Source organism: Novosphingobium sp. (assembly GCF_041905565.1).
Classification (GTDB): Bacteria; Pseudomonadota; Alphaproteobacteria; order Sphingomonadales; family Sphingomonadaceae; genus Novosphingobium.
This window is the reverse complement of sequence record NZ_JAYRKX010000001.1, coordinates 24,907-48,760: the sequence shown is the minus strand read 5'-3', so window position 1 is coordinate 48,760 and position 23,854 is coordinate 24,907. Positions and strand designations below refer to the sequence as shown.

General features: G+C 66.3%; 22 protein-coding genes. 13 read left to right on the top strand and 9 right to left on the bottom strand.

Annotated elements, in window-relative coordinates; translation table 11 throughout:
• Window positions 1-3: 3 nt before the first annotated feature.
• From ACE3N9_RS00250 to ACE3N9_RS00235, 4 genes are all read left to right on the top strand, one after another.
• Window positions 4-1,215 (top strand): saccharopine dehydrogenase family protein, encoded by a 1,212-nt coding sequence (locus tag ACE3N9_RS00250; protein WP_374279682.1) that lies wholly within the window; start codon window positions 4-6, stop codon window positions 1,213-1,215.
• A complete protein-coding gene (locus ACE3N9_RS00245) occupies window positions 1,215-2,414 on the top strand; it encodes a carboxynorspermidine decarboxylase (protein WP_374279680.1) in 1,200 nt (399 codons plus the stop codon). Before ACE3N9_RS00250 ends, ACE3N9_RS00245 begins: the two co-directional genes overlap by 1 nt.
• Before the next feature lie 34 nt (window positions 2,415-2,448).
• Complete coding sequence (locus tag ACE3N9_RS00240) at window positions 2,449-3,690, top strand: serine hydrolase domain-containing protein (protein ID WP_374279678.1); 1,242 nt, start codon at window positions 2,449-2,451, stop codon at window positions 3,688-3,690.
• 149 nt (window positions 3,691-3,839) lie between these two features.
• The gene (locus ACE3N9_RS00235) at window positions 3,840-5,030 is read left to right on the top strand and encodes a type III PLP-dependent enzyme (RefSeq protein WP_374279676.1); all 1,191 of its coding nucleotides are present in this window, start codon (window positions 3,840-3,842) and stop codon (window positions 5,028-5,030) included.
• Between the two features lie 91 nt (window positions 5,031-5,121).
• Here ACE3N9_RS00235 and ACE3N9_RS00230 read toward each other — a convergent pair whose 3' ends face one another.
• The 4 genes from ACE3N9_RS00230 to murI all read right to left on the bottom strand — a co-directional run bounded on the left by ACE3N9_RS00230 (window position 5,122) and on the right by murI (window position 9,238).
• Window positions 5,122-6,093 (bottom strand): DUF2853 family protein, encoded by a 972-nt coding sequence (locus ACE3N9_RS00230; protein ID WP_374279674.1) that lies wholly within the window; start codon window positions 6,091-6,093, stop codon window positions 5,122-5,124.
• A 131-nt stretch (window positions 6,094-6,224) separates the two neighbouring features.
• Complete coding sequence (gene hemA / locus ACE3N9_RS00225; protein WP_374279672.1) at window positions 6,225-7,445, bottom strand: 5-aminolevulinate synthase; 1,221 nt, start codon at window positions 7,443-7,445, stop codon at window positions 6,225-6,227.
• A gap of 60 nt (window positions 7,446-7,505) precedes the next feature.
• Entirely contained in the window at window positions 7,506-8,444 is a 939-nt protein-coding gene (locus ACE3N9_RS00220) for an MBL fold metallo-hydrolase (protein ID WP_374279670.1), read from the bottom strand.
• On the bottom strand, window positions 8,444-9,238 hold the full coding sequence (murI, locus tag ACE3N9_RS00215; RefSeq protein WP_374279668.1) for a glutamate racemase: 795 nt from the start codon (window positions 9,236-9,238) through the stop codon (window positions 8,444-8,446). Before murI ends, ACE3N9_RS00220 begins: the two co-directional genes overlap by 1 nt.
• Before the next feature lie 82 nt (window positions 9,239-9,320).
• Here murI and plsY point away from each other — a divergent pair, with 82 nt between their 5' ends.
• The 5 genes from plsY (at window position 9,321) to ACE3N9_RS00190 (ending at window position 14,183) form a co-directional block, all read left to right on the top strand.
• Window positions 9,321-9,902: a glycerol-3-phosphate 1-O-acyltransferase PlsY gene (gene plsY / locus ACE3N9_RS00210; protein ID WP_374279666.1), complete on the top strand. Its 582-nt coding sequence runs from the start codon at window positions 9,321-9,323 to the stop codon at window positions 9,900-9,902.
• Window positions 9,899-10,993, top strand: a complete 1,095-nt coding sequence (dprA, locus tag ACE3N9_RS00205; protein ID WP_374279664.1) for a DNA-processing protein DprA — start codon at window positions 9,899-9,901, stop codon at window positions 10,991-10,993. The genes plsY and dprA overlap by 4 nt, the downstream gene beginning before the upstream one ends.
• A 17-nt stretch (window positions 10,994-11,010) precedes the next feature.
• The gene (locus tag ACE3N9_RS00200) at window positions 11,011-11,358 is read left to right on the top strand and encodes a hypothetical protein (protein ID WP_374279662.1); all 348 of its coding nucleotides are present in this window, start codon (window positions 11,011-11,013) and stop codon (window positions 11,356-11,358) included.
• A gap of 66 nt (window positions 11,359-11,424) precedes the next feature.
• On the top strand, window positions 11,425-14,004 hold the full coding sequence (topA, locus tag ACE3N9_RS00195; RefSeq protein ID WP_374279660.1) for a type I DNA topoisomerase: 2,580 nt from the start codon (window positions 11,425-11,427) through the stop codon (window positions 14,002-14,004).
• Window positions 14,004-14,183, top strand: coding sequence for a hypothetical protein (locus ACE3N9_RS00190; RefSeq protein ID WP_374279658.1), 180 nt, complete (start codon window positions 14,004-14,006; stop codon window positions 14,181-14,183). The genes topA and ACE3N9_RS00190 overlap by 1 nt, the downstream gene beginning before the upstream one ends.
• Window positions 14,184-14,309: 126 nt before the next feature.
• Here ACE3N9_RS00190 and ACE3N9_RS00185 read toward each other — a convergent pair whose 3' ends face one another.
• The 4 genes from ACE3N9_RS00185 to lepB all read right to left on the bottom strand — a co-directional run bounded on the left by ACE3N9_RS00185 (window position 14,310) and on the right by lepB (window position 17,493).
• Window positions 14,310-14,981 carry a spermidine synthase gene (locus ACE3N9_RS00185; protein ID WP_374279656.1) on the bottom strand — a complete coding sequence of 224 codons (672 nt, stop codon included), beginning with the start codon at window positions 14,979-14,981 and terminating at the stop codon, window positions 14,310-14,312.
• Window positions 14,978-15,871, bottom strand: coding sequence for a GTPase Era (gene era / locus ACE3N9_RS00180; protein WP_374279654.1), 894 nt, complete (start codon window positions 15,869-15,871; stop codon window positions 14,978-14,980). Before era ends, ACE3N9_RS00185 begins: the two co-directional genes overlap by 4 nt.
• A gap of 115 nt (window positions 15,872-15,986) precedes the next feature.
• On the bottom strand, window positions 15,987-16,655 hold the full coding sequence (rnc, locus tag ACE3N9_RS00175; RefSeq protein WP_374279652.1) for a ribonuclease III: 669 nt from the start codon (window positions 16,653-16,655) through the stop codon (window positions 15,987-15,989).
• A gap of 4 nt (window positions 16,656-16,659) precedes the next feature.
• Window positions 16,660-17,493, bottom strand: a complete 834-nt coding sequence (lepB, locus tag ACE3N9_RS00170; RefSeq protein WP_374279650.1) for a signal peptidase I — start codon at window positions 17,491-17,493, stop codon at window positions 16,660-16,662.
• Window positions 17,494-17,653: 160 nt separating this feature from the next.
• On the opposite strand from lepB, the gene pgi reads away from it, so the two are divergent.
• The 4 genes from pgi (at window position 17,654) to ACE3N9_RS00150 (ending at window position 22,404) form a co-directional block, all read left to right on the top strand.
• Window positions 17,654-19,168 carry a glucose-6-phosphate isomerase gene (gene pgi / locus ACE3N9_RS00165; RefSeq protein WP_374279648.1) on the top strand — a complete coding sequence of 505 codons (1,515 nt, stop codon included), beginning with the start codon at window positions 17,654-17,656 and terminating at the stop codon, window positions 19,166-19,168.
• A 67-nt stretch (window positions 19,169-19,235) separates the two neighbouring features.
• Window positions 19,236-20,582, top strand: coding sequence for a glutathione-disulfide reductase (gorA, locus tag ACE3N9_RS00160; RefSeq protein ID WP_374279646.1), 1,347 nt, complete (start codon window positions 19,236-19,238; stop codon window positions 20,580-20,582).
• Between the two features lie 57 nt (window positions 20,583-20,639).
• Window positions 20,640-21,365, top strand: a complete 726-nt coding sequence (locus ACE3N9_RS00155) for an SDR family oxidoreductase (protein ID WP_374279644.1) — start codon at window positions 20,640-20,642, stop codon at window positions 21,363-21,365.
• Window positions 21,366-21,378: 13 nt separating this feature from the next.
• Window positions 21,379-22,404 (top strand): NAD-dependent epimerase/dehydratase family protein, encoded by a 1,026-nt coding sequence (locus ACE3N9_RS00150; protein WP_374279642.1) that lies wholly within the window; start codon window positions 21,379-21,381, stop codon window positions 22,402-22,404.
• On the opposite strand, the gene ACE3N9_RS00145 is transcribed toward ACE3N9_RS00150, so the two are convergent.
• Complete coding sequence (locus tag ACE3N9_RS00145) at window positions 22,401-23,801, bottom strand: short-chain fatty acyl-CoA regulator family protein (RefSeq protein WP_374279640.1); 1,401 nt, start codon at window positions 23,799-23,801, stop codon at window positions 22,401-22,403. The two genes, ACE3N9_RS00150 and ACE3N9_RS00145, sit on opposite strands and share 4 nt — an antisense overlap.
• Window positions 23,802-23,854 lie beyond the last annotated feature (53 nt).

The window sequence follows — 23,854 nt, the reverse complement described above, 5'->3', positions numbered from 1 at the left end:
GTTGTGAGCAAGGTTCTGGTGATCGGTGCGGGCGGGGTCAGCTCGGTCTGCGTGCACAAGATGGCGATGAATGCGGGGATATTCAGCGAGATTCACCTTGCCAGCCGCACCAAGACGAAGTGCGACGCGATCGCCGCGTCGGTCAAGGAACGCACCGGCGTGACCGTCCAGACTTACGAGATCGACGCCGAGGAAGTGCCCGCGCTGACCCGCCTGATCGAACAGATCGGGCCGAAGCTGGTGGTCAACCTGGCGCTGCCCTACCAGGACCTGCCGATCATGGACGCGTGCCTGGCGGCGGGCGTGAACTACCTCGACACTGCGAACTACGAGCCGAAGGACGAGGCCAAGTTCGAATACAGCTGGCAGTGGGCTTACCAGGACCGCTTCAAGGAAAAGGGCCTGATGGCGCTGCTCGGCAGCGGCTTTGACCCGGGCGTGACCAGCGTGTTTGCGATGTGGCTCAAGAAGCACAAGCTCAAGACGATCCGCAGCCTCGACATCCTCGATTGCAACGGCGGCGATCATGGTCAGGCTTTTGCCACCAATTTCAACCCGGAAATCAACATCCGCGAAGTGACCGCGCCGGCGCGCCACTGGCTGAACGGCGAATGGGTCGAAACCCCGGCGATGACCATTCGCCAGAACTTCGAGTTCGAAGGCGTCGGCCCCAAGAACATGTACTTGATGTATCACGAGGAGCTGGAAAGCCTCGCCCGGTTCATTCCCGAGCTGGAGCGCGGGCGGTTCTGGATGACTTTCGGCGATGCCTATATCCAGCACCTCACCGTGCTGCAGAACGTGGGCATGACCCGGATTGATCCGGTGGTCTACCAGGGCAAGGAGATCATTCCGCTGCAATTCCTTGCCGCCGTGCTGCCCAAGCCCGAAACGCTGGGCCCGACCACCAAGGGCAAGACCAACATCGGCGACATCGCCACCGGCCAGGCGCTGGATGGCAGCGGCGAGAAGACCTTCTACATCTACAACATCTGCGACCACGAGGACGCGTTCCACGAAACCGGCAACCAGGCGATCAGCTACACCACCGGCGTGCCCGCGATGATCGGCGCGGCGATGATGGTGACCGGCGCGTGGACGGGCGAAGGCGTGTTCAACATGGAACAGATGGACCCCGATCCGTTCATGGACATGCTGAACACGCAGGGCCTGCCGTGGCAGGTCAAGGAACTGGCCGGGCCGGTCGAGTTTTGATGGAAACCAGAGCCGGCGATCCCGGGGCCTTTGCCCACTTCGACCTCAGCCGCGTCGACAGCCCCAGCTTCGTGGTCGATGCCGCGCGGCTGCGGCAGAACCTGTCGATCCTGGCTGACGTGCGCGACCGGGCGGGGATCAAGCTGCTGTCGGCGCTCAAGGCGTTTTCGATGTGGTCGACCGCGCCGATCGTGGGGGAATATCTCGACGGGGTCTGCACCTCGGGTCTGTGGGAAGCGCGGTTGGCCGGCGAGTTCTACGACGGTGAAATCGCGACCTACTCGGCGGCCTACAAGCCGGAGGATCTGGACGAGATCCTGCAGCTGTCGGACCACGTGATCTTCAATTCGCCGCAGCAGATCGTCCGGTGCAGCGCCATCATCGAGGCGGCGCGGGCGCGGGGCGAGCGGTTCGACATCGGTCTGCGCGTTAACCCGCTGCACCCGGAAGGCGAAGTGCCACGCTATGACCCCTGCGCGCCGCATTCGCGCCTGGGCTTTCCGATCGACCAACTGACCGACGAGCATGTCGCCCTGATCGACGGCATCCACATGCACACCCTGTGCGAACAGGACTTCGAACCGCTGCGCCGCACCTGGGACGTCGCCTTCGACTATCTTGAGCCGTGGTTCGGCCAGTTCAAGTGGATCAACCTCGGCGGCGGGCACCACATCACCCGCGCTGATTACCAGCGCGACGAGCTGGTCGAATTCCTGCGCGACATGGCCGAGGACACCGGCGCGGAGATCTACCTCGAACCGGGCGAGGCGGTTGCGCTCGATGCCGGGATCCTGGTCGGTACGGTGCTGGATACCGCGTGGAACGGCATGCCGATCGCGATCACCGACATTTCCGCGACCTGCCACATGCCCGACGTGCTCGAAGCACCCTATCGCCCGGCCATGCTGGGGGAACTGCCGCAGATCGATACGGACATCGACGAAGGTGCTGGCGGCGCGGTGCGGCTGGGCGGGCCTTCGTGCCTGGCGGGCGACGTGATCGGGGACTACCGCTTTGCGCAGGGGCCAGAAGTTGGCCAACGCTTCGCCTTCCTCGACCAGGCGCATTACTCGATGGTCAAGACAACCACGTTTAACGGGGTGCCACTGCCGTCTATCTGGCTGTGGGACAGTGCAACCGACAGCCTCGAATGCATCAAGCGCTTCGGTTACGAGGACTTCCGCGACCGGCTGAGCTGAGGCATGTTGCTCCCAGACCACAAGGGGGAGCAGCATGCCGGACCGGATTCTTGACGCCCATACCAGCGATCCCAAGTCGATGGGCTGGATGGAGGGCTTGCCTCCGCCGCCAGGTAAGCGGTTGGCCTGGGCGCGGGCGGATCACATGCGCTTTCCGACCCACCGCCACGCCTTTTCGCGGATGCGCGAATTTCTCCCGTCAGCGCGGGTCGGGCGGGGCAATGCGGTCTGGGAACTGCCGGTGGCTCTACGCGACGATCTCGATTCGCTGCGCTTCATCACGCTGGATGACGGTCGCGAGCTGACCTGGGGCGAATCGCTGGCCGCCAATTTCACCGATGCGATCCTGGTGCTTCACCGTGGCACGGTGATCTATGAGCGCTATTTCGGGACAACCCGGCGCGATACGCCGCACATCGCCTTTTCCGTAACCAAGAGCTTCGTCGGCACGATTGCCGAAATGCTGGTCCATGAAGGGCGGCTCGACCCCGCCGCGCCGATTGCCGAGCTGTTGCCCGAACTCGCCCGCAGCGGTTTTGCCGATGCCACGCTGCGGCAGGTGATGGACATGACCACCGCGCTCGATTTCAGCGAGGACTATACCGACGCCAATTCCGGGATCGGGGCGATGAGCAACGCCCTGGGGCTGACCCCGCGCGCACCCGGTTATGCCGGGCCGACCGACGTCTATGCCTTCCTCCCCACGGTGCGCAAGCAGGGCGAACATGGGGAGCGGTTTACCTACCGTACCTGCAACACCGAAGTGCTTGGCTGGATCGTTGCGCGCACCGAAGGCAAGCGTCTCGACCAGGTGATGAGCGAACGGATCTGGCAGCCGCTCGGGATGGAACAGGACGCCGATTTCCTGCTCGATCCCACCGGCATGCCGTTTGCCGGGGGCGGGCTCAATCCGGTGCTGCGCGACCTTGCCCGGTTCGGCGAGGCAATGCGGCTTGGCGGGCAGGGCAATGGCGGCCAGGCTATCCATGCCGCGGCGGTCGAATCGATTCGTGCCGGCGGCAGCCGCGCGGCCTTTGCCCCGGCCGGATACACCTACCTTCCCGAAGGGTCATACCGCAGCCAGTGGTGGATGATGCCGGGCAATTCCGGGGCCTTCTCGGCGCGTGGAATCCATGGCCAGACGATCTACATCGACCCTGCGGCAGAGCTTGTAATTGCCCGATTTGGCTCGCATCCGGTCGCGGCTGGCAGCGGCAACGATCCGGTCAGCCTGCCGGCCTTTCGGGCTGTCGCACAGCACCTGCGCAACGCCTGATTTGCGCCGTCAAATGGCGCGTTTTCACTTGCAGTTCAGAGAGGGGGGACTATAGGGACCATCCGCTGCCCCAAGGGGACTTCCAATAACCGCAAGGCAGCCTCGTCTTCGTGTTACCTGGCCGCAAGGCCTATTGGGGGTCCCTTGAATTGCACAGCTATCCTGACGCACCGGCAGTAGTTCGCGCTCTCTCGCCCGACGAACCCGTCATCCTCAATCGCCCGCACGCCGCCGCGCGCGCCGCCCGCTTCTTTGTCGAGAAGTTCCCGGGCAAGTCGCTCTATGCGGTCAAGGCCAATCCCTCGCCGGAACTGCTCAGGGTCCTGTGGGATTCGGGCGTAACGCATTACGACGTTGCCTCGATTGCGGAGGTGCGACTGGTGCGCGGCACGCTGCCCGAAGCCACCCTGTGCTTCATGCACCCGATCAAGAGCCAGGCGGCGATTGCCGAAGCCTATGCCGAGCATGGGGTTCGCACCTTCAGCCTCGATAGCCACGAGGAACTCGACAAGATCGTCGCGGCAACCGGCGGGGCGGAAGATCTGGCCCTGTGCGTGCGGCTGCGCGTCTCGTCCGACTATTCGGAACTCAGCCTCGCCTCGAAGTTCGGGGTTGACCTGGTCGATGCCGCGCCGTTGCTCCAGGCGACCCGCCAGGTCGCCGACAGCCTCGGCATCTGCTTCCACGTCGGCAGCCAGGCGATGACCCCGTTCGCCTATGTCCAGGCGATGGAACGCGTTCGCGCGGCGATCGTCGATGCCTCGGTCACGGTCGACATCATCGATGTCGGTGGGGGCTTCCCTTCGATCTACCCCGGCATGGAGCCGCCGCCGCTGGAAGACTATTTCGGCGCGATCTACCGCGCGGCGGAATCGCTGCCGGTGTCGTACTCGTCGGAACTGTGGTGCGAACCCGGCCGGGCGCTGTGCGCGGAATACAATTCGATGATCGTGCGGGTCGAACGCCGCCGTGGTAACGAGCTGTACATCAACGACGGCGCTTACGGCGCGCTCTATGACGCGGCCCATGTCGGCTGGCGTTTCCCGGTGCGCTGCCTGAACGACGCGCGCGGCGAGGCGGAAGGCGAATTCGCCTTCTACGGCCCGACCTGCGACGATGCCGACTACATGGAAGGCCCGTTCCAGCTTCCGGCCGACATCCAGCCTGGCGACTATATCGAGGTCGGCATGCTGGGCGCCTATGGCGCGGCGATGAAGACCGCGTTCAATGGCTTTGGCCAGGCGCATGCGCTCGATACCAGCGACGAGCCGATGGCCAGCCAGTATCGGGGCGACCGCCGCGATCCGCGCCACAGCGACAACGTGGTGTCGCTGCGCTGATTGTGCTGCCCTGTGCAGTCACGAGAACACAGAAGGGCGGGACCGGCAGGTCCCGCCCTTGCTGTTTGCGGATAGCGCTCGGACGGAGTGGCTAGGAGCCGAGGAACAGCCACCAGATCGCGAAGGCTGCCAGCACGCCAAGCAGCAGCAGCCACAGCCAGCCAAGACCCGGGTGCTCATCATCCAACTGGAGCGCTGCTGCGCTCAATTTATCTGCAGCGCCGCTTGCTGCGGCGACCGCTGCCTGGGCACCAGCGCCGACCGCTTCGACCGCGCTTTCGGCGACTTCGCCCACGGCATCGGCAGCCTTGCCGGCAAGGTCCGCCGCGCTATGCGCTGCAGCACTGGCGGCCTCGCTCGCCGATTCGGCCGCGCTGGCGATTGCGGCCCCGGCCTTGTCAGCGGCTTCCTTCGCTGCATCGACCGCCTCGCTGGCCACTTCCTTGGCCGCGCTGGCAGCGGTCCCGGCCTTGTCACCCAGGTTGGCTGCGAGCGTGGCAACGCCAGTTGCAGTGCCGGCCGCGGCCTTGGTGGACTTCTTCGCCGCCGGCTTCTTCGTGGCAGCGGCCTTGGGCTTGGCTTCGGCCTTGGCGGCCTTTGCCGCGGCAGGCTTGGCCTCTGCCTTCGCGTTGGCTGCCTTCTTTGCGGGTTTGGCGGCGGCAGGAGCCGGTTCAGCGGGCGTGGCAACCTTTGCAGCCTTGGCAGTTTTGGCCGCGGGCTTTTCGGCCGCCTTGGCCGGCGTCTTGACGAACAGGTCCAGCTTGCCGTGCGCTTCGGCCAGCAGGTAATAGACCGTCACGCGGTGCTTGGTTCGATCGCCCTTCAAGCGCGCGCCCACTGCGGCGATCGTGGCATCTAGCACGTCGTCGGGTGCGGTCAGGCCCAGCTTTTTCTTGAGGAAATTGCCGCGCACGCGGGCCAGTTCCTTGGGATCGGAAAAGGACACCAGCGCCGAATCCCGATTTTGCAGGGCGATCCCGCAATAGCGCACGATCCCGCCAATCACGCCGTCATCGGCGTCCGGCGCATATTTCCTGACGTGTTTGCCCCAGTCTGTCGCCATGTCCCACTCCCTCCGACCGGCGCAGCCGTTGCTGCGCGCAATGGTTCGCCGTGCGCAAGCACGATGCGGAAGTGGTATCGAAAATTTCGCCCGCGTCCAAGGCGAATTGCGTTACGGAAACGGGGCGGCGATCAGGCCGCCTTGCGCAGTTCCAGGTCCATCCGTTCCCAGATTTCGACCAACGCGCGGGTCAGGTCGCGCATCATGTCCTCGGTGTGGGCCGGGCCGGGGGTAAAGCGCAGTCGCTCCGTCCCGCGCGGCACGGTCGGGAAGTTGATCGGCTGCACATAGACGCCGTATTCGGCCAGCAGGATGTCGCTGATCTTCTTGGCCTTGACCGGATCGCCAACCATCAGCGGGACGATGTGCGTGGTCGAATCCATCACCGGCAGCCCGGCATCGCGCATCTGCTGCTTGAGGAAGGCGGCGGCGGCCTGCTGGCCCTCGCGCTCGACCGACGAGCTCTTGAGGTGGCGGACCGAGGCGAGCACGCCCGCGACCAGCACCGGCGAGAGGCTGGTGGTGAAAATGAAGCCCGGCGCATAGGAACGGATCACATCGATGATCCGCGTATCCGCCGCGATGTAGCCGCCCATCACGCCGAACGCCTTACCCAGCGTGCCTTCGATGATGTCGATGCGGTGCGCGGCCTCGTCGCGGTCGGTGATGCCGCCGCCACGCGGGCCGTACATGCCCACCGCGTGAACCTCGTCGATATAGGTCAGCGCGTTGTACTTTTCGGCAAGGTCGCAGATCGCGTGGATCGGGGCGACATCGCCTTCCATCGAATAGACGCTTTCAAACGCGATCAGCTTGGGCAGCGCGGGATCTTCGGCTGCCAGCAGTTCTTCAAGGTGTGCGACGTCGTTGTGACGGAACACGCGCTTTTCGGCGCCCGAATTGCGAATGCCGGCAATCATGCTGGCGTGGTTCAGTTCGTCCGAGAAGATCACGCAGCCCGGCAGGATCTTGGCCAGGGTCGACAGCGTGGCATCGTTCGAGACGTAGCCCGAAGTGAACAGCAGCGCGCCATCCTTGCCGTGCAAGTCGGCCAGTTCGGCTTCCAGATCGACGTGGTAATGGGTGTTGCCGCCGATGTTGCGAGTGCCACCCGAGCCGGCGCCGACATCGTGCAGCGCTTCTTCCATGGCGGCGATCACCTTGGGATGCTGGCCCATGGCGAGATAGTCGTTCGAGCACCACACCGTGATCGGCTTGGGGCCGTTGTGGCCGGCAAAGCAGCGCGCGTTGGGATAGGCGCCCTTGTTGCGCAGGATGTCGATGAACACCCGATAGCGGCCTTCGGCGTGCAGACGTTCGATCGCCTGGTCGAAAATATGCTCGTAATTCACAGGCAGAGAGCCCTCCAAGGCGGGGCGGCGCGAGGTCCGGCCCGGCTGACGCTGCCGCCCTTACTCCACAATGGCCTTGTGTTGCAATTCGAAACGCAGCGGCGACTGCGCGATCGCGGGCCGGTCGCCAGCCGGATAGAGCGTACTGATGTCGTGACCGGGGATTACCGCGAGGTCCGGCGCTTCCCGCTTCAACTGGCGGATGGTCTGGAGCCAGGCATAAACCTCGTCCCGGTTTTCCGGCGCCATGTAGCGCCCGACCAGGTTGGAACGCGCGCGCAGCTGCTGCCAGGAATAGCGCAGGGTGGCGATATCTCCGGCGAACAGCACCTCGCGGCCATCGGCGAGGCGGGCAAAGATCATCTGCGATCCAGGAGTGTGACTGCCCGGGGCGGGGATCACCACGATCCCGGGGGCGACGGCAAAGGGCGCCCCGTTGCCCAGCTGGGCGGGTGGCGGGGCGATGCGCGGCCAGGGCAGTTGGGCCGCGACCGGGCTGGGCGGCAGCTGTCCGGGGTTCAGCCTGGCGGCCGCCGGCAGCCATTGCGGCAGCTGGAGCGCGGCGCCCATGTGATCGGGATGTTCGTGCGTGAACAGGACCAGCAATGCCTCACCCAGGGCGCGGTTGATCCGGGCCTGACCTTTCGCGTTGAAGTGCGACATCTTCATCGCGGCGGCGTCGTGCGGGGTGATCCCGGAATCGATCATCACGCTGGTCCCGTCGCTGTTGACCAGCCGATAGGCCAGTACGGTTATCGGGTCGAAGGCCATGCCCGAACCAGCCGCGAACAGGTTGCGCGGGAGGCTGCGAAAGGCCGCCGCTTCGCCTTGCAGGGCGGCGGGGCGGGCGCCAGGCAGACTATCGGCCAGCTGGCGCAGCTGGGCGATGTGGATCGGCTTGGGGGCGGCATTGCCGGGACGGTTGTCCAGCATCAGCCAATAGAACGGCACGCCGATCAGCAGGATCAGGACCAGCATGGCAATGTTGAAGCGGCGCATCACAGCACTCCCGTTCGGTCCAGCTCATAGCGGCGCAGGGCCGGCTGCAATGCCGCGATCTCTGCACTGTCCCGGGTGAACAATGCAAGGTCCGGCTGCGAACGGATCAGTTCCTGCCCGGCGAGCAGGCTAGCGATGCGCCGGGCAATGCCGCTGGCGCCATCGACGAACTCCACACCCGGGCCGAACGCCTCGGCCAGCTCGGCCTTGACCAGCGGAAAATGGGTGCAGGCCAGCACCACCGTGTCGATCATGTCGCCGCCGGGCTGGTCGCGCAGCAGCTTGGCGGCGCGGCGGAACACTGCCGGATCGACTGGTTCGCCGCGCAGTTTCGCCTCGGCCGCACCGACCAGTTCCGGCGCGGCGGCGCGCAGCAGGCGCTTGCCTTGCGCGAATTCAGCTTCGAGCCGGTCGACATAGCCCTGCCGGATCGTCGCCGCCGTGCCGAGCAGGCCGATCGTGCCGCTGCGGGTCATGGCGGCGGCGGGCTTGATCGCGGGGACGGTGCCAACGATCGGCACGTTCAGCACGTCGCGGACCATGCCGAGCGCGATGGTCGAAGCGGTGTTGCAGGCAATGCAGATCAGCCGTGGGCGGAACCGTTCGGCCATGCGGCCGAGCAGGCCGCAGACCCGCGCAGCCACTTCCGCCTCGGTCTTGGTGCCATAGGGCATGCCGCCGTTGTCCATCGCCTGGATCACCGGTGCACCGGGCAGCACCTTGCGCAGTTCGGCTAGCACCGACAGCCCGCCGACGCCCGAATCGAACAGTAACACGGGGGCATCAGCGTCCATTTCCGGTGCAATCCTTCCTCGCGCCCTTGCCGGGCCGGGGACCTTGTAGCTACGAGTGACGAGGAATGGGAAGGGGAGCGCGATGGATTCCGTTTACGCACTGGCGCTGGGCTACTTGCTGGGGTCGGTCCCCTTCGGACTGATCCTGACGCGATTGTTCGATGCGGGCGACCTGCGCCAGATCGGATCAGGCAACATCGGCGCAACCAACGTGCTGCGCACCGGGCGCAAGGGGCTGGCCGCCAGCACCTTGTTGCTCGATGGGGCCAAGGGGTTCCTGGCCGTGTGGCTGGCCTGGCGGTGGTGGCCCGAAGTGGCGGGCCTGGCCGCGCTGGGCGCGGTGCTGGGGCACTGCTTCCCGCTGTGGCTGGGGTTCAAGGGGGGCAAGGGCGTGGCCACCACGCTGGGCGTGACCCTGGCCCTGGGCTGGCAGATCGGCGCGGCCTATGCCGTGACCTGGCTGGTGATGCTGGCGCTGACCCGCATTTCCTCGCTGTCGGGCATGACCGCCGCCGTGGCCGCGCCGGTTGCGGCGTGGCTGCTGGGCCGTGCCGAACTGGTGCCGGTGCTGGCGGGGATCGCCGCGCTGGTGATCGTGCTGCACCGCGCCAACATCGCCCGGCTGCGCGCCGGGACCGAACCCAGGGTGGGCGCCAAGGGATGAACATGCTTTCGCAGGAGGAAGCCTTTGCGCGCATCCGCCTGCTGCGTTCACCCAATGTCGGCCCGGTCAGCTACCGGCAACTGCTCCGCCGGTTCGGTTCGGCCCAGGCGGCGCTTGAGGCGCTGCCCGATCTTGCCGGGCGGGGCGGGGCAGCCTATCGCCCCGCACCCGAAGGACGCATCGCGGACGAGGTGCAGGCCGTGCGCCGTGCCGGGGCGCGCTATCTGTTCCATGACAGTGCGGACTATCCCCCGCTGCTGGCCCAGCTGGGCAGTGCCCCGCCGATCCTGACCGTGCGCGGCGATGCGGCGCTGGCGGCGCGGCCCTGTGTGGCCATCGTCGGCGCGCGCAACTGTTCGGCCGCCGCGGTCAAGCTGGCGCGCCAGTTCGCCGGGGAACTTGCCGAAATGGGCTTCGTGATCGCCTCGGGGCTGGCGCGGGGGATCGATGGCGCGGCGCACCAGGCGGCGCTGGCCGGCGGCACCATCGGAGTGATCGCCAGCGGGATCGACATTGTCTATCCGCCCGAACATGCTGACCTGCAGGAACAGGTCGCCAGCCAGGGCCTGCTGCTGGCTGAACAGCCGCCGGGGACCGAGCCGCTGGCCCGGCACTTCCCCTCGCGCAACCGGATTATCGCCGGGCTGGCGGCGGGGACGCTGGTGGTGGAAGCCGCACCCAGATCAGGCTCGCTGATCACCGCGCGCCTCGCCGCCGAAGCCGGGCGCGAGGTGATGGCCATTCCCGGCTCGCCGCTTGATGCCCGAGCCCAGGGCTGCAACCAGCTGATCCGCGAAGGGGCCGTGCTGGTGCAATGCGCGGCGGACGTGGCCGAACTGCTCTCCGCCTTCGATGGCACGCCGCGCTCCACCTTCCGCGACAGCGCCCCGCCGCCAGCCTTCGAGGTTGAGGAGCTGGCCGACGAGCCCGCCGACATCGCCAGCCTGCTGACCATCGCCCCGGTCGCGGTCGATGAACTGATCCGGCAGAGCGGCGCGCCAGCGGCGGCGGTGCAGCTGGCGCTGCTTGAACTGGAACTGGCGGGCTCGCTGGTACGCCACGCTGGCGGTCGGGTCAGTCGCGCCGGGTAGGGTAAGGGGAAACGGGCATGTTTGCTGCGCGAATGTTCCGCTGGGCGGCGATCTATGGGGCAGTCGTGCTGCTGCCACTGTACCTCACTCCGCTGCCGCCGCTGGGCGGTGAAACGTTCCTCGGCTTTGTCGGGCTGGCGCTGGTGTTCCAGGCGGTGTTCTGGATCATCGGTAGCGAACCGGTGAAGTACCGGGCGCTGATGCTGCCCGCCGTCGCCGAAAAGGTGGTATTCGGCCTGCCCACTGTGGCGCTGGCGCTGCGCGGCTATCCGGTGCAGCCGCCGGTGGTGGTCTTTGCCGGGATCGACCTCGCGCTGGGGCTTGGCTTCTACCTTGCCTGGAGGCGCACGCCTGCTGCCCCTTGACGGGTAGGGGCGGGGGCTCCCACCCTCGCGCGTACGTATACACGTGAGGGAATGCACCAAACCGCCATGCAACTGGTTATCGTAGAAAGCCCGGCCAAGGCCAAGACCATCGAGAAGTATCTCGGCAAGGATTACAAGGTCCTGGCCAGCTATGGTCACGTCCGCGACTTGCCGCCCAAGGACGGCTCGGTCCGCCCGGACGAGGATTTCGCCATGGACTGGGAGCTCTATGGCGACAAGCAGCGCCAGGTGAAGGCGATTACCGACGCCGCCAAGGAGGCCGACCGCCTGATCCTCGCGACCGACCCTGACCGCGAGGGCGAGGCGATTTCATGGCACGTGCGCGAACTGCTGGCCAAGCGCAAGGCGCTGCCCAAACAGGTCGAGCGAGTTACTTTCAACGCGATCACCAAGGATACCGTCACCAAGGCGATGACCCAGCCGCGTGAGCTGGATCAGGACCTGATCGATGCCTACCTGGCGCGGCGCGCGCTGGATTATCTGTTCGGCTTCACGCTGTCGCCGGTGCTGTGGCGCAAGCTGCCCGGCGCCAAGAGCGCTGGGCGCGTGCAATCGGTCGCGCTGCGCCTGATCGTCGAGCGTGAGCGCGAGATCGAACTGTTCCGCCCGCAGGAATACTGGTCGGTGATCGCGCAGCTGGAACACCTGGGCACGAAGTTTCCGGCCCGGTTGGTCAAGTTCGACGGAGCCAAGCTCGACAAGCTGAGCCTTGGTGATGCCGGCAGCGCCGAGCGTGCCAAGGCCGCGGTTGAGGCTGCGACCTTCCGTGTCGAGGAGGTCGACACCCGCCCGACCCGCCGCAATCCCTGGCCGCCGTTCACCACCAGCACCCTGCAGATGGAAGCTTCGCGCAAGCTGGGATTCTCCGCCAGCCACACGATGCGCGTGGCCCAGACGCTGTATGAAGCGGGCGCGATCACCTATATGCGGACCGACGGGGTGCAGATGGACCCCAGCGCGATTTCCGCCGCGCGTGTGGCCATCAGTGAACGCTACAGCAATGGGCATTATCTACCTGAAAAGCCGCGCCATTACGAGACCAAAGCCAAGAACGCGCAGGAGGCCCACGAAGCCATCCGGCCGACCGATTTCGGCAAGGATCACTATGGCAGCGGCGACGAGGCGCGGCTCTACGAGCTGATCTGGAAGCGCGCGATTGCCAGCCAGATGGCCAGCGCCGTGATTGAACGCACCGCCGTGACCCTGCGCGATGGCACCGGCAAGCACGAGCTGCGCGCCACTGGCCAGGTGATCAAGTTCCCTGGTTTCCTGGCGGTCTATGACGAAACGCTCGACCAGAAGCCGGGCGAGGACGAGGATGACAGCGCCATGCTGCCGGTGCTGGCCGCTGGCGACACGCCCGCCAAGCGCGCGGTCGATGCCACCCAGCACTTCACCCAGCCGCCGCCGCGCTACAGCGAAGCGACGCTGGTCAAGCGGCTGGAAGAGCTGGGAATCGGGCGCCCGTCGACCTATGCCGCTACGATCCAGGTGCTGAAGGATCGCGCCTATGTTCGCACAGAGAAAAACCGTTTCTTCGCAGAGGAATCCGGGCGACTGCTCACCGCGTTTCTGGAACGCTTCTTCCCCCGCTATGTCGGCTACGACTTCACCGCCGGGATGGAGGAGGAACTGGACGACGTGTCCGGCGGGCGCGAGGCGTGGAAGGTGCTGCTCGCCAAGTTCTGGAAGGACTTCAAGCCCAAGAGCGACGAGGTCATGGAGCGCAAGCCCTCGGAAGTGACCGAGGCGCTGGACGAGTTCCTGTCCGATTACCTCTTCCCGCCCAAGGAAGACGGCAGCGATCCACGGAAATGCCCGCAGTGCGAGGCTGGGCGCCTGTCGCTGCGCGGTGGGCGGTTCGGTGCGTTCATCGCCTGCTCGAACTATCCGGAGTGCAAGTTTACCCGCAAGTTCGCGCAGCCGGGTGGCAGCGCTGACGGCGGCGAAAGCGGGGAACTGGGCAAGCACCCCGAAACGGGTGAGCCGATCAGCCGCAAGGTCGGCCGGTTCGGGCCCTACCTCGAAATGGGCAGCGGCAAGGAAGCCAAGCGCGCCAACATCCCCAAGGATATTGGTGAATTGACGCTGGACTGGGCGGTCAAGCTGATCGACCTGCCGCGCCTGCTCGGCAATCACCCCGAAACGGGCGAGCCGATCACGGCCAGCATCGGGCGTTATGGCCCCTACCTGGCTCACAACGGCAAGTACGCGAAGCTGCGCGGCACGGCCGAAGTGTTCGAAGTGGGGATGAATGCCGCCGTGGTGCGGCTGGCTGAAGCGGCCACTGGCGGCGGGCGCGGCGCGCGCGCGGCGGCCGAACCGCTCAAGACCTTTGGCCCGCACCCGGACAGCGGCGGGGAAATGAAGCTGATGGCGGGGCGCTATGGCCCTTACGTCACCGATGGCACCACCAACGCCACCCTGCCGCGCGACAAGCAGCCCGAAGACCTTACCGCCGAGGAAGCTATCACGTTGATTTCGGAGAAGGCTGCCAAGGGCCCGGCCAAGAAGGGCGCGCGCAAGAAGGCCGCGCCCAAAAAGGCGGCGGCGGCCAAGAAGCCTGCGGCGAAGAAAGCCCCGGCCAAGAAAAAGGCCCCGGCGAAGAAGGATGCGGCGGACTGATGGCGGAAAAGTTCGAACGCCACCGCCAGCCGTGGAAGGCGGATGAGATCCAGAAGCTCCATGCCCTGGCCGCCAAGGGCAAGGGGCTTAAGGAAATCGCCAAGGCGCTGAACCGTAGCGAGGAATCGACCAAGGAGCGCGCCAAGCAGGACGGCATCGGCATCGCCAAGCTGCGTTAGATACGTGCCTCGCGGAAATTCGTCATCCCGGGCTTGACCCGGGATCCAGCTGCCTTCTTGCGGGCTTGCGCGTGACTAAGCTGGACCCGGGATCAAGTCCGGGGTGACGGTATTAGCGGCGTTGGCCTAAACAGGCGTGGCGAACCAGATCACGTGCTTTGGTCCCTTGCCATTGGTGCGGGCACGCACGGTCACTTCGTCCACTGCGAAGCCGCACTTGGTCAGCCGCCGGGCAAAGGCATCGTCGCGCGCGGCGGACCAGATCGCCAGCACTCCGCCGGGGCGCAGGGCAGTGCGCGCCGCGCGCAAGCCGCGCTGCGAATAGAGCCCGTCGTTCGCCTCGCGCGTCAGGCCGTCGGGGCCGTTGTCGACATCCAGCAGGATCGCATCGTAAGCGCCGGGAAAGCCGGCAATTTCGTCACGCACGTCGCCTAGCCGCAGTTCGACGCGCGGATCATCGAGGCAGCCGGCGGCCAATTCGGCCATCGGCCCGCGCGCCCAGTTGATGATTTCGGGAACCAGCTCAGCCACTACCAGGTGCGCATCCTTGCCCAGCCGGGCCTGCGCCGCGCGCAGGGTAAAGCCCATGCCATAACCGCCGATCAGCAGGCGCGGGGCCTTGCGCCCCTTGATCCGGTCGCAGGTCTGTTCGGCCAATGCGATTTCCGAGCCGCTCATCCGGCTGCTCATCAATTCGTTGCCGCCCAGCACGATCATGAAATCGCGGTCATGGCGGAACAGCCGCAGTTCCGGCCCGCCGGGCACCTGCGCCGTGCCGAGGAGTTCACGCTGGATCACTTGACCCAGTCCAGTCCCAGTTCCTCGTAGATTTCCTTGTCCTCCAGCCAGCGTTCGTCGACCTTGACGTGGAGGAACAGGTGGACCTTCACCCCCAGGATTTCGGCCAGTTCCTTGCGCGCGGCCTCGCCGATCGCTTTCAGCTTGGCGCCGCCCTTGCCCAGAACGATGCCCTTCTGGCTATCGCGGGCGATGACGATCTGCTGGTGGATTTCGACCGAGCCGTCGCGGCGCTGGGTGTAGCTTTCGGGGCGGACGGTGCTGTCATAGGGCAACTCGTCGTGCAGCTGGCGGTACAGCTGTTCGCGGGTGATCTCGCAGGCGAGCAGGCGTTCGCTCGCGTCAGAGACCTGGTCCTCGGGGTAGTGCCACGGCCCTTCCGGCATCAGCGCGGCCAGACGGGCCTTGAATTCGGGCACGCCGTCGCCGGTCAGGGCCGAGAGGAAGAACACTTCGCTGAACTGACCCTCGCCGGCCAGTTCCTGCGCGGTAATCAGCAGGGGTTCCTTGGCGGTTTCGTCAACCTTGTTGAGTACCAGGATCTTGCGTTCCGGGCGGTCCTTCAGGGCATCTAGGATCGGTTCAAGATAGTCTAGCTTCTTCTTGCGGCCATCGACCACCAGCACAATGGCATCGGCTTCGTGCGCGCCTTCCCAGGCGGCGGAGACCATCGCCCGGTCGAGCCGTCGCCGGGGTTCGAACAGGCCCGGCGTGTCGGCCAGGATGATCTGCGTCTCACCTGCCAGCGCGATGCCCAGCAGGCGGGCGCGGGTGGTCTGCGCCTTGGCCGAGACAATCGCCACCTTTTGCCCGACCAGCGCATTGACGAGGGTGCTTTTGCCCGCATTGGGGGCGCCGATAACGGCAACGAGGCCGCAGTGGGAAGTCATTGGATTGGGCTCCGTTGCGTGTGGCCTTCGACAGGCTCAGGCTGAGCGGGGGTGGGGAATGGAATTGCAGTTCGGCTTCGCTCAGGCAGAGCCTGTCGAAGGCCATGCGCTGCAATCACCCGAACCTCCGCATGAATTCTTCGGCCGCCAGGGTTTCCGCCTCGCGCATCGAGCTGCCGGTTGCCTCGGCTTCGCCCACACCCTTGATCGCGACAGCGACGGTGAAGCGGGCGGCGTGATCGGGACCGCTGCGTTCGACCAGGCGGTATTCGGGCACCTTGCGGCGGTTGCCGGCGGCCCATTCCTGCAGAGCGCTCTTGGGATGTTTGGCCTGGCCGGTCTTGCCGCCCACTGCGTCGGCCCACAGGATGCGGACCATGTCGCGGGTCGCTTCGAAGCCTTGCGTGACGAAGCTCGCGCCGATCAGGGCTTCCATCACGTCACCCAGGATGTTGGCGCTGTCCTGCCCGCCATCGTCGCGCGCCTGCTTGCCCAGTTGCATGTGCGCGCCAAGGCCGATCTTGCGGGCCACGGCAGCGCAAGTGGTGCGGCTGACCAGCGCGTTGAGCCGCTGCGACAGGCGCCCTTCGTTGCCCTGTTCCAGTTTGTAGAGCCATTCGGCCACGACCATGCCCAGCACCCGGTCGCCCAGGAATTCAAGCCGCTGGTAATCGCGCGCCGCGCCGGTGCTGCCGTGGGTCAGCGCTTCCAGCCACAGCGCCTCGTCAACCGGCGGGCGGCCGGCAAGGCGGGTGAGGAAGGCGTGGGTATCCGGGTTCAGCACAGGCTCAGAAGGTCCCCCCGATGCGGCTGCCGCGCGCGGCGGTGAACCAGGTCCAGGGCTTGAGCCATTCGGCGCTGCCATCGGTGGACCACATCATCACCGTGGCGCGGCCGACCAGGTTGTCCTGCGGGACCAGCCCGATGCCGCGGCCCGGTTCGGCCGGAAAACGGCTGTCTTCGGAATTGTCGCGGTTGTCGCCCATCAGGAACAGCGCGCCTTCGGGCACCACCACCGGGGGCGTATCGTCCTGCGGGCGCGGCCCCAGGTCGAGCACGTTGTAAGTGCGCCCGCCCGGCAGTGTTTCACGGTACTGCGGATAGCGGCAGACGTCGCGGCCGTCGGCCAGCTTGGCTGCGAACTGCACCGAATAGCACTTGGTGTTGGGGCTGACCGGGATCTCGAAATCCTCGATCCGCTGCTTGGGGATCGGCTGGCCGTTGAGGAACACCTGCCCGGCGCGCATTTCCACCGTATCGCCCGGCAGGCCGATCACCCGCTTGATGTAGTCGACCTCGTTCAGCGGCGGCTGCTTGAAGATCACCACGTCCCCGCGTTCAGGCGTGCGGGCCAGCAGGCGCTGTTCGGGCAGCAGCGGCGCCGACCACGGCAGCGAATAGGCCGAGTAGCCATAGGCCCACTTGGCGGCGAGCAGATAGTCCCCGTTCTGCAGGCGCGGCAGCATCGATTCGCTGGGAATGTTGAACGGCGAGAAGATGAAGCTGCGGAAAATCGCCACGATGATGGCCAGCTTGATCACGAAGACGGGAAAGCTGTCTTCCTTCTTGGCAGGCTTGGCCAGCTTGGCTTGCGGGGCAGGGGTTGCGGTCTGTTCGGTCATCAGGGTGTCCATGTTGGCCCGCGCCACGCGCGTCAAGCTCTTTGGTGTATTATAAGAATAGCACGCCTGGCCTGCAAACAAGCGCGCATACGTCTTCAAGGCCCTTGGCGGGCGGACGGCGCGGAGGCATAGGCAAGGCCAGATACCTTGCGGAGATGTCATGACCGAAGCCGTAACCGCTGCCTGGGCTGCCTTAAATGCGCTCGACAAGCCGACGCTCAAGGCGCTGTTCGCTGATCCGGCCCGGCTCGACCTGCTTTCGGCGCGGCTTGACCTGCCGGGCGGGGCGGTGCGGTTCGACTGGTCGAAGACGCACCTCGATGCGGCGCACATCGCCGCGTTCGGGCGGCTGGCCGAAGCGAGCGGGTTTGCCGACAAGCGCGCGGCGATGTTTGCGGGCGAGGTGATCAATGTGACCGAGCACCGCGCGGTCGAACACACGGCGCTTCGAGGCGTGGGCCGGGACACCAGCGTCGAGGAAGCCTTTGCGCTGCATCTGCGGATGAAAAGCCTGGTCGAGGCGATCCACGAAGGCGCGTTGGGCGAAGTGCGGCACTTGATCCACATCGGTATTGGCGGTTCGGCGCTTGGCCCGGCGCTGGCGATCGACGCGCTGGCGCGCGACGAAGCTAAGGTCGCTGTCCACGTGGTTGCCAACATCGATGGCTGCGCGCTGGAAGCGGCGATCAGGGCCTGCGATCCGGCGACCACGCTGATCGCGGTGGCAAGCAAGACCTTCACCACCACCGAAACCATGACCAACGCCGCCAGCGCGCTGACCTGGCTGCAGGAAAACGGGGTGGACGACCCCTATGGCCGGGTCGTGGCGCTGACCGCGCATCCCGACAAGGCGGTGGAATGGGGCGTCGATGAAACCCGCGTCCTGCCGTTCCCGGAAAGCGTCGGCGGGCGCTATTCGCTGTGGTCGTCGATCGGTTTTCCGGTCGCGCTGGCGCTTGGCTGGGAGGAGTTCGCCGAATTCCTCGACGGCGCGGCGGCAATGGACCGCCACTTCCTCGATACTGACGGCGCGGCCAACCTGCCGCTGCGCGCAGCCTTTGCGGACCTTTATTACACCCAGCTGCGCGGCACCCAGACCCGCGCGGTGTTTGCCTATGACGAGCGGCTGCGGCTGTTTCCCGACTATCTCCAGCAGCTCGAGATGGAATCGAATGGCAAGGCGGTGACGGCCGATGGCCAGCCGCTGGGCCGCCCGTCCGCACCGATTACCTGGGGCGGGGTCGGCACCGATGCGCAGCACGCGGTGTTCCAGTTGCTGCACCAGGGGACACATCTGGTTCCCGTCGATTTCCTCGCCACGATCATTTCTGGCGACAGCCTGGACCCGGCGCACCACCGCAACCTCCTCGCCAATTGCCTGGCCCAGGGCGCGGCGCTGATGGCCGGACGCGGTTCGGACGACGGCGCGCGCGATTATCCGGGGGACCGCCCTTCGGCCACGATCCTGTGCGAGGACCTCAACCCCGCCACACTCGGCGCGCTGATCGCTTTCCATGAGCATCGCACCTTTGCCGCGGGCGTGCTGCTCGGGATCAACAGCTTCGACCAGTTCGGGGTGGAACTGGGCAAGGAGATCGCCAAGTCGATCCTGGCAGGCGGGGTCAGCTTCGATCCCAGTACCGAGGCGCTGCTGGCCGAAGCGGGGATCAAGTAGTTCCCCTATCACTCTGACCAGCAAAACCGTTTGGCAAACCGGGCCGGGACCGGCCATATCCCCGGCCATGACAGACTTTGATTTTGACCTGTTCGTGATTGGCGCCGGTTCGGGTGGGGTGCGGGCCAGCCGCGTCGCCGCATCACACGGCGCGCGCGTAGCCGTGGCCGAGGAATTCCGCGTTGGCGGGACCTGCGTGATCCGGGGCTGCGTGCCCAAGAAGCTGCTGGTCTATGCCAGCCATTTCGCCCACGAATTGCAGGATACGGCCAACTATGGCTGGACCATCGGCGAAGCGCGGTTCGACTGGGCCAAGCTGCGCGATTTCGTCGCCAGCGACGTCGACCGGCTTGAGCGCGCCTACACCTCGACGCTCGACAACAACAAGGTCGAGCATTTCCACGAACGCGCCGTCATTACTGGCCCGCACACGGTGCGCCTGGCCAGTGGCCGCGAAATCAGCGCAAAGTACATCCTCGTCGCGGTCGGCGCCTGGCCGGTGCTGCCGGAGATCGACGGGGTGGAGCATTGCATCACCTCGAACGAGGTGTTCCACCTGCCCGAATTGCCGAAACGCATGGTCATCCAGGGCGCGGGCTACATTGCACTCGAATTTGCCGGGGTGTTCAATGCGCTGGGAGTGGAGGTCACGGTGGTCAACCGCAGTGACAAGATCCTGCGCACCTATGACCAGTCGCTGACCGAACGCCTGCTGCCGATCCTGCAAGGGCGCGGCATAGAATTCGGCTTCAACCGCCCGATCCGCAAGGTTGAAAAGCAGGCCGATGGCTCGCTGCTGGTCCATGCGGGCGAGGGTGAGCCGATTGCCGCCGACGTGGTGATGGTGGCCACCGGCCGCCGCCCCAAGACGGACGGGCTGGGGCTGGACAGCGCCGGAATCGCGCTGGGGGCCAACGGGGAAATCCCGGTCGACGAATATGGCAAGACCAGCTGCGACAGCATCTACGCTGTGGGCGATGTCACCGACCGGGTGCAGCTGACTCCGGTGGCGATCCGCGAGGGCCATGCCTTTGCCGATACGGTGTTCGGCGGCGCGCCGCGTTCCACCGCTTATGACGCGATCCCCAGCGCCGTGTTCACCCAGCCGCCGATTGCCGCCGTAGGCCTGACCGAGGCCGAGGCGCGCGAACGTCACGGCGAAGTGAAGGTCTTCACCAGCGATTTCCGGCCGATGATGAACATGTTCGCCAGCAAGGCCGAACGAGGCTTTTACAAGCTGGTGGTCGATGGTGCGACGAACCGGGTGCTGGGCGTTCACCTGCTTGGCCCGGATGCCGCCGAAGTGCTGCAGGGCGCGGCCATCGCGGTGAAGGCCGGGCTGACCAAGGATCAGTTCGACGCCACGGTCGCGCTGCACCCCTCGATGGCCGAGGAACTGGTTCTGATGCGCTAGGTTGCCAGTCGCAACCAATCGGCTAGTCTCCCCTGAAACAACAGGGGAGAACGGGCCGTGCAGCTATCGGGCAAGACCGCACTGGTCACTGGCGGGACCGACGGGATCGGCGCGCACCTGATCCGGCAATTGCGGGACAGGGGCGTTACGGTGGTCACTTCGGGGCGCGATCCGCAGCGCTGCGCCGCGACCCGTGCCGATGGGTTCGAAGTGATCGAGGCCGACCTGTCGACGCCGCAGGGCGTGGCTGCCTTGCTTGCGGGCGTGCAGGGACGGGCGATCGACCTGTTGGTCAACAATGCCGGGGCAGGGGCGGACCATGATTTCCGCAATGGCGGTCAGCCCGATCTGGCCGTGGCCGATGCGGGGATATTCCTCAACCTCAACGCGCCGATCCACCTCATCACCGCGTTGATGCCGATCCTGCGCGCCCGGCCAGAGGCAATGATCGTCAACGTCACCTCGGGCCTGGCCATCGCGCCGCGTGCGGGCGGGCCGGTCTATTGCGCGACCAAGGCGGCGCTGCGCAGCTATACCCAGGCGCTGCGGGCCCAGCTCAAGGGCAGCAAGGTCCACGTGCTTGAAGCGCTGCCGCCGGTGGTGGAAACCAAGCTCACCGCCGGGCGCGGCAATGCCAAGATGCCGGCGGCTGAATGCGCGCGGCAGATTGTCGCGGCGATGGAGCGGGGCGCCGACGAAGCCAATGTCGGCATGGTCAAGCTGCTTCAGGCGGTCCACTCGATCTCGCCCGCACTGGCGCGGCGGATCATGATCCGGTTCTGAGGGGAGGCGAACAATGGCAGGCACGGTCCTGGTGACAGGTGGCAGCGGCTACATCGCGGGCGAAACGATCCGGCAATTGCTGGCGCGGGGGTGGACGGTCCACACCACGGTGCGCAGCCCGGCGCGCGAGGCGGAACTGCGCCCGCAGCTGGGCGGCACGCCCGAGACGCTCAAATTCTTCGCCGCCGACCTGACCAGCGATGCCGGTTGGGCCGAGGCGATGGCCGGCTGCACCCATCTGTGCCACATGGCCTCGCCGTTCCCGGCCAACGTGCCCAGAGACGAGAACGAGTTGATCGTCCCCGCGCGCGAAGGGGCGCTGCGGGCGCTGCGCTTTGCCAAAGCGGCGGGGGTGGAGCGCGTTGTACTGACTTCCAGCGCCGCCGCAGTTGCCTATGGCCATCCCCCGGGCAAGACCCGGTATGACGAGCGCGACTGGACCAATCCCGATGCCCCGGGCGTCCAGCCCTATAGCAAGTCCAAGACCCTGGCCGAACGCGCCGCGCGCGACTGGGTTGCGGCGGAAGGCGGCGACATGGTGTTCTGCACGGTCAACCCGGTGGCGGTGCTGGGGCCGGTCACCAGCACCGATTTCGCCGCCTCGGTCGAAGTGTTCGAACAATTGCTCAGCGGCAAGGTGCCGGCTTGCCCGGACGTGGGCTTCTGCCTGGTCGACGTGCGCGATACGGCTGCCCTGCACGTACTGGCGCTGGAAGCCCCGGCGGACAAGGTGCGCGGCGAACGCTTCATTGCCAGCTCGGGACCGTTCTACAAGATCATCGATGTTGCCCGGATGCTGCGCGAACGGCTGGGCGAACAGGGCCGCAAGGTGCCGACCCGGGTGATGCCCAACTGGCTGGTGCGGGTCATGGCCCTGGTCATGCCCTCGCTGCGCCAATTGCTGGGCGAACTCGGCCGCACCCGCGCGATGAGCAGCGCCCACGCGCAGGCCGTGCTAGGCTGGCAGCCGCGCCCGCCGGAAGACACGGCGGTAGACTGCGCCCGCAGCCTGATCGAACGCGGGATCGTGCGCCTTTAGGCCAGGCGGTAGGGCACCACGCCGCGCTGGTCGGGATCGACGCTGATCGGACGGTCGCTGGGCGGGAAGGCGCGCTGGTCGCAGTCCGCGCGCGGGCAGATGCGGCAGGAAATGCCGATCCGGGTCGCGGCGCGTTCGGCCGTCAGGTCAAGGCCATCGGCATAGATGAATTCCCCGGCGTGTTCGGCCTCGCAGCCCAAGGCGACGGCATAGCGGCGCGGGGCGCGGTCATAGGAGCCGCTGGGCTTGACCAGTCCCTTGGCCATCGAGACATAGCGCACCCCGTCTGGCGTTTCTGCCAGCTGCACCAGGATGCGGTCGGGGATCGCCACCGCCTCGTGCACGATCCACAGCGGGCAGGCTCCGCCGAACCGGGCGAATTGCAGCCGGGTCGCGGAATGCCGTTTGGTGATGTTCCCGGCCATGTCGACCCGGCAGAAGTAGAACGGCACGCCGCGCATGTCCTCGCGTTGCAGCGTGGACAACCGGTGGCAGGTCTGCTCGAAACTGGTGCCGAACAGCTGGGCCAGCCGGTCGATGTCGTGGCGCACCGCCCGCGCTTCGGCGCGGAAACGGCGATAGGGCATCAGCAGCGCGCCGGCCGCATAATTGCACAGGCCAACGAACAGCAACTGGCGTGATGCGGCGCTGCGCAATTCGGCGCGCTCGATCACGCTCGCGATCTCGTCCTTCAGCGCCAGCGCGGCCAACTGGTGGGCGAGCTGGAAGCGGCGGCTTTCGGCCGGCTGGCCGGGGTCGATCACCAGGTGGCCCATTTCCGCATCGAAGCTGCGCAGCCCGGCCTGCCCGGTGTAGATCAGCGAGATCGACAGCGCGTCCTTCAGGTACTGTTCGATCGCGGCGGTCTGGGGGGAGGGGCCGCCCAGCCGCGCCGCCAGCGCCTCGGCCGCGCGGTCGATCGGGTCGACATAGTTGTTGGCAAGGTGGAACCAGTCGCGCACTTCCTCCCACGGCAGGCGGGCGACATTGCTGCTCTCGCTGGCCAGCGCCTCGTCCACCATCTGCAGCCGCTGACCGCTGCGGCGATAGGCCTCGTGCAGCGCGATGAAGCGGTCGGCCAGCGCCGGTTGCTGTTCGGCAAAACGCGCGAGCTGTGCGGCATCGAGGCTGTCGGGAAACAGGGGATCGGCGTTCGCCTCGCGCAGCGCCGCCAGCCGGGTCTCGCTCTCGCCCGCGCCAATCTCGCGCCAGTCGAGCGGGAAAGCGCGCGACAGGCGCTCGACCAGCGCCGGGGTCAGCGGGCGGTCGTCGTTTTCCAGCTGCGAAAGATAGCTGGTACTGATCGCAAGGCGTTCCGCCATTTCCGCCTGGCGCAGATTGCGCTCGGCGCGGATCGCGCGCAGCTGGTGTCCGGCAAAGATGCGGCGTGGCGACATGGCTGCATCCTACTTTGCAAAGTGGCACTTCGCAACTTTGCAAATTCACATTG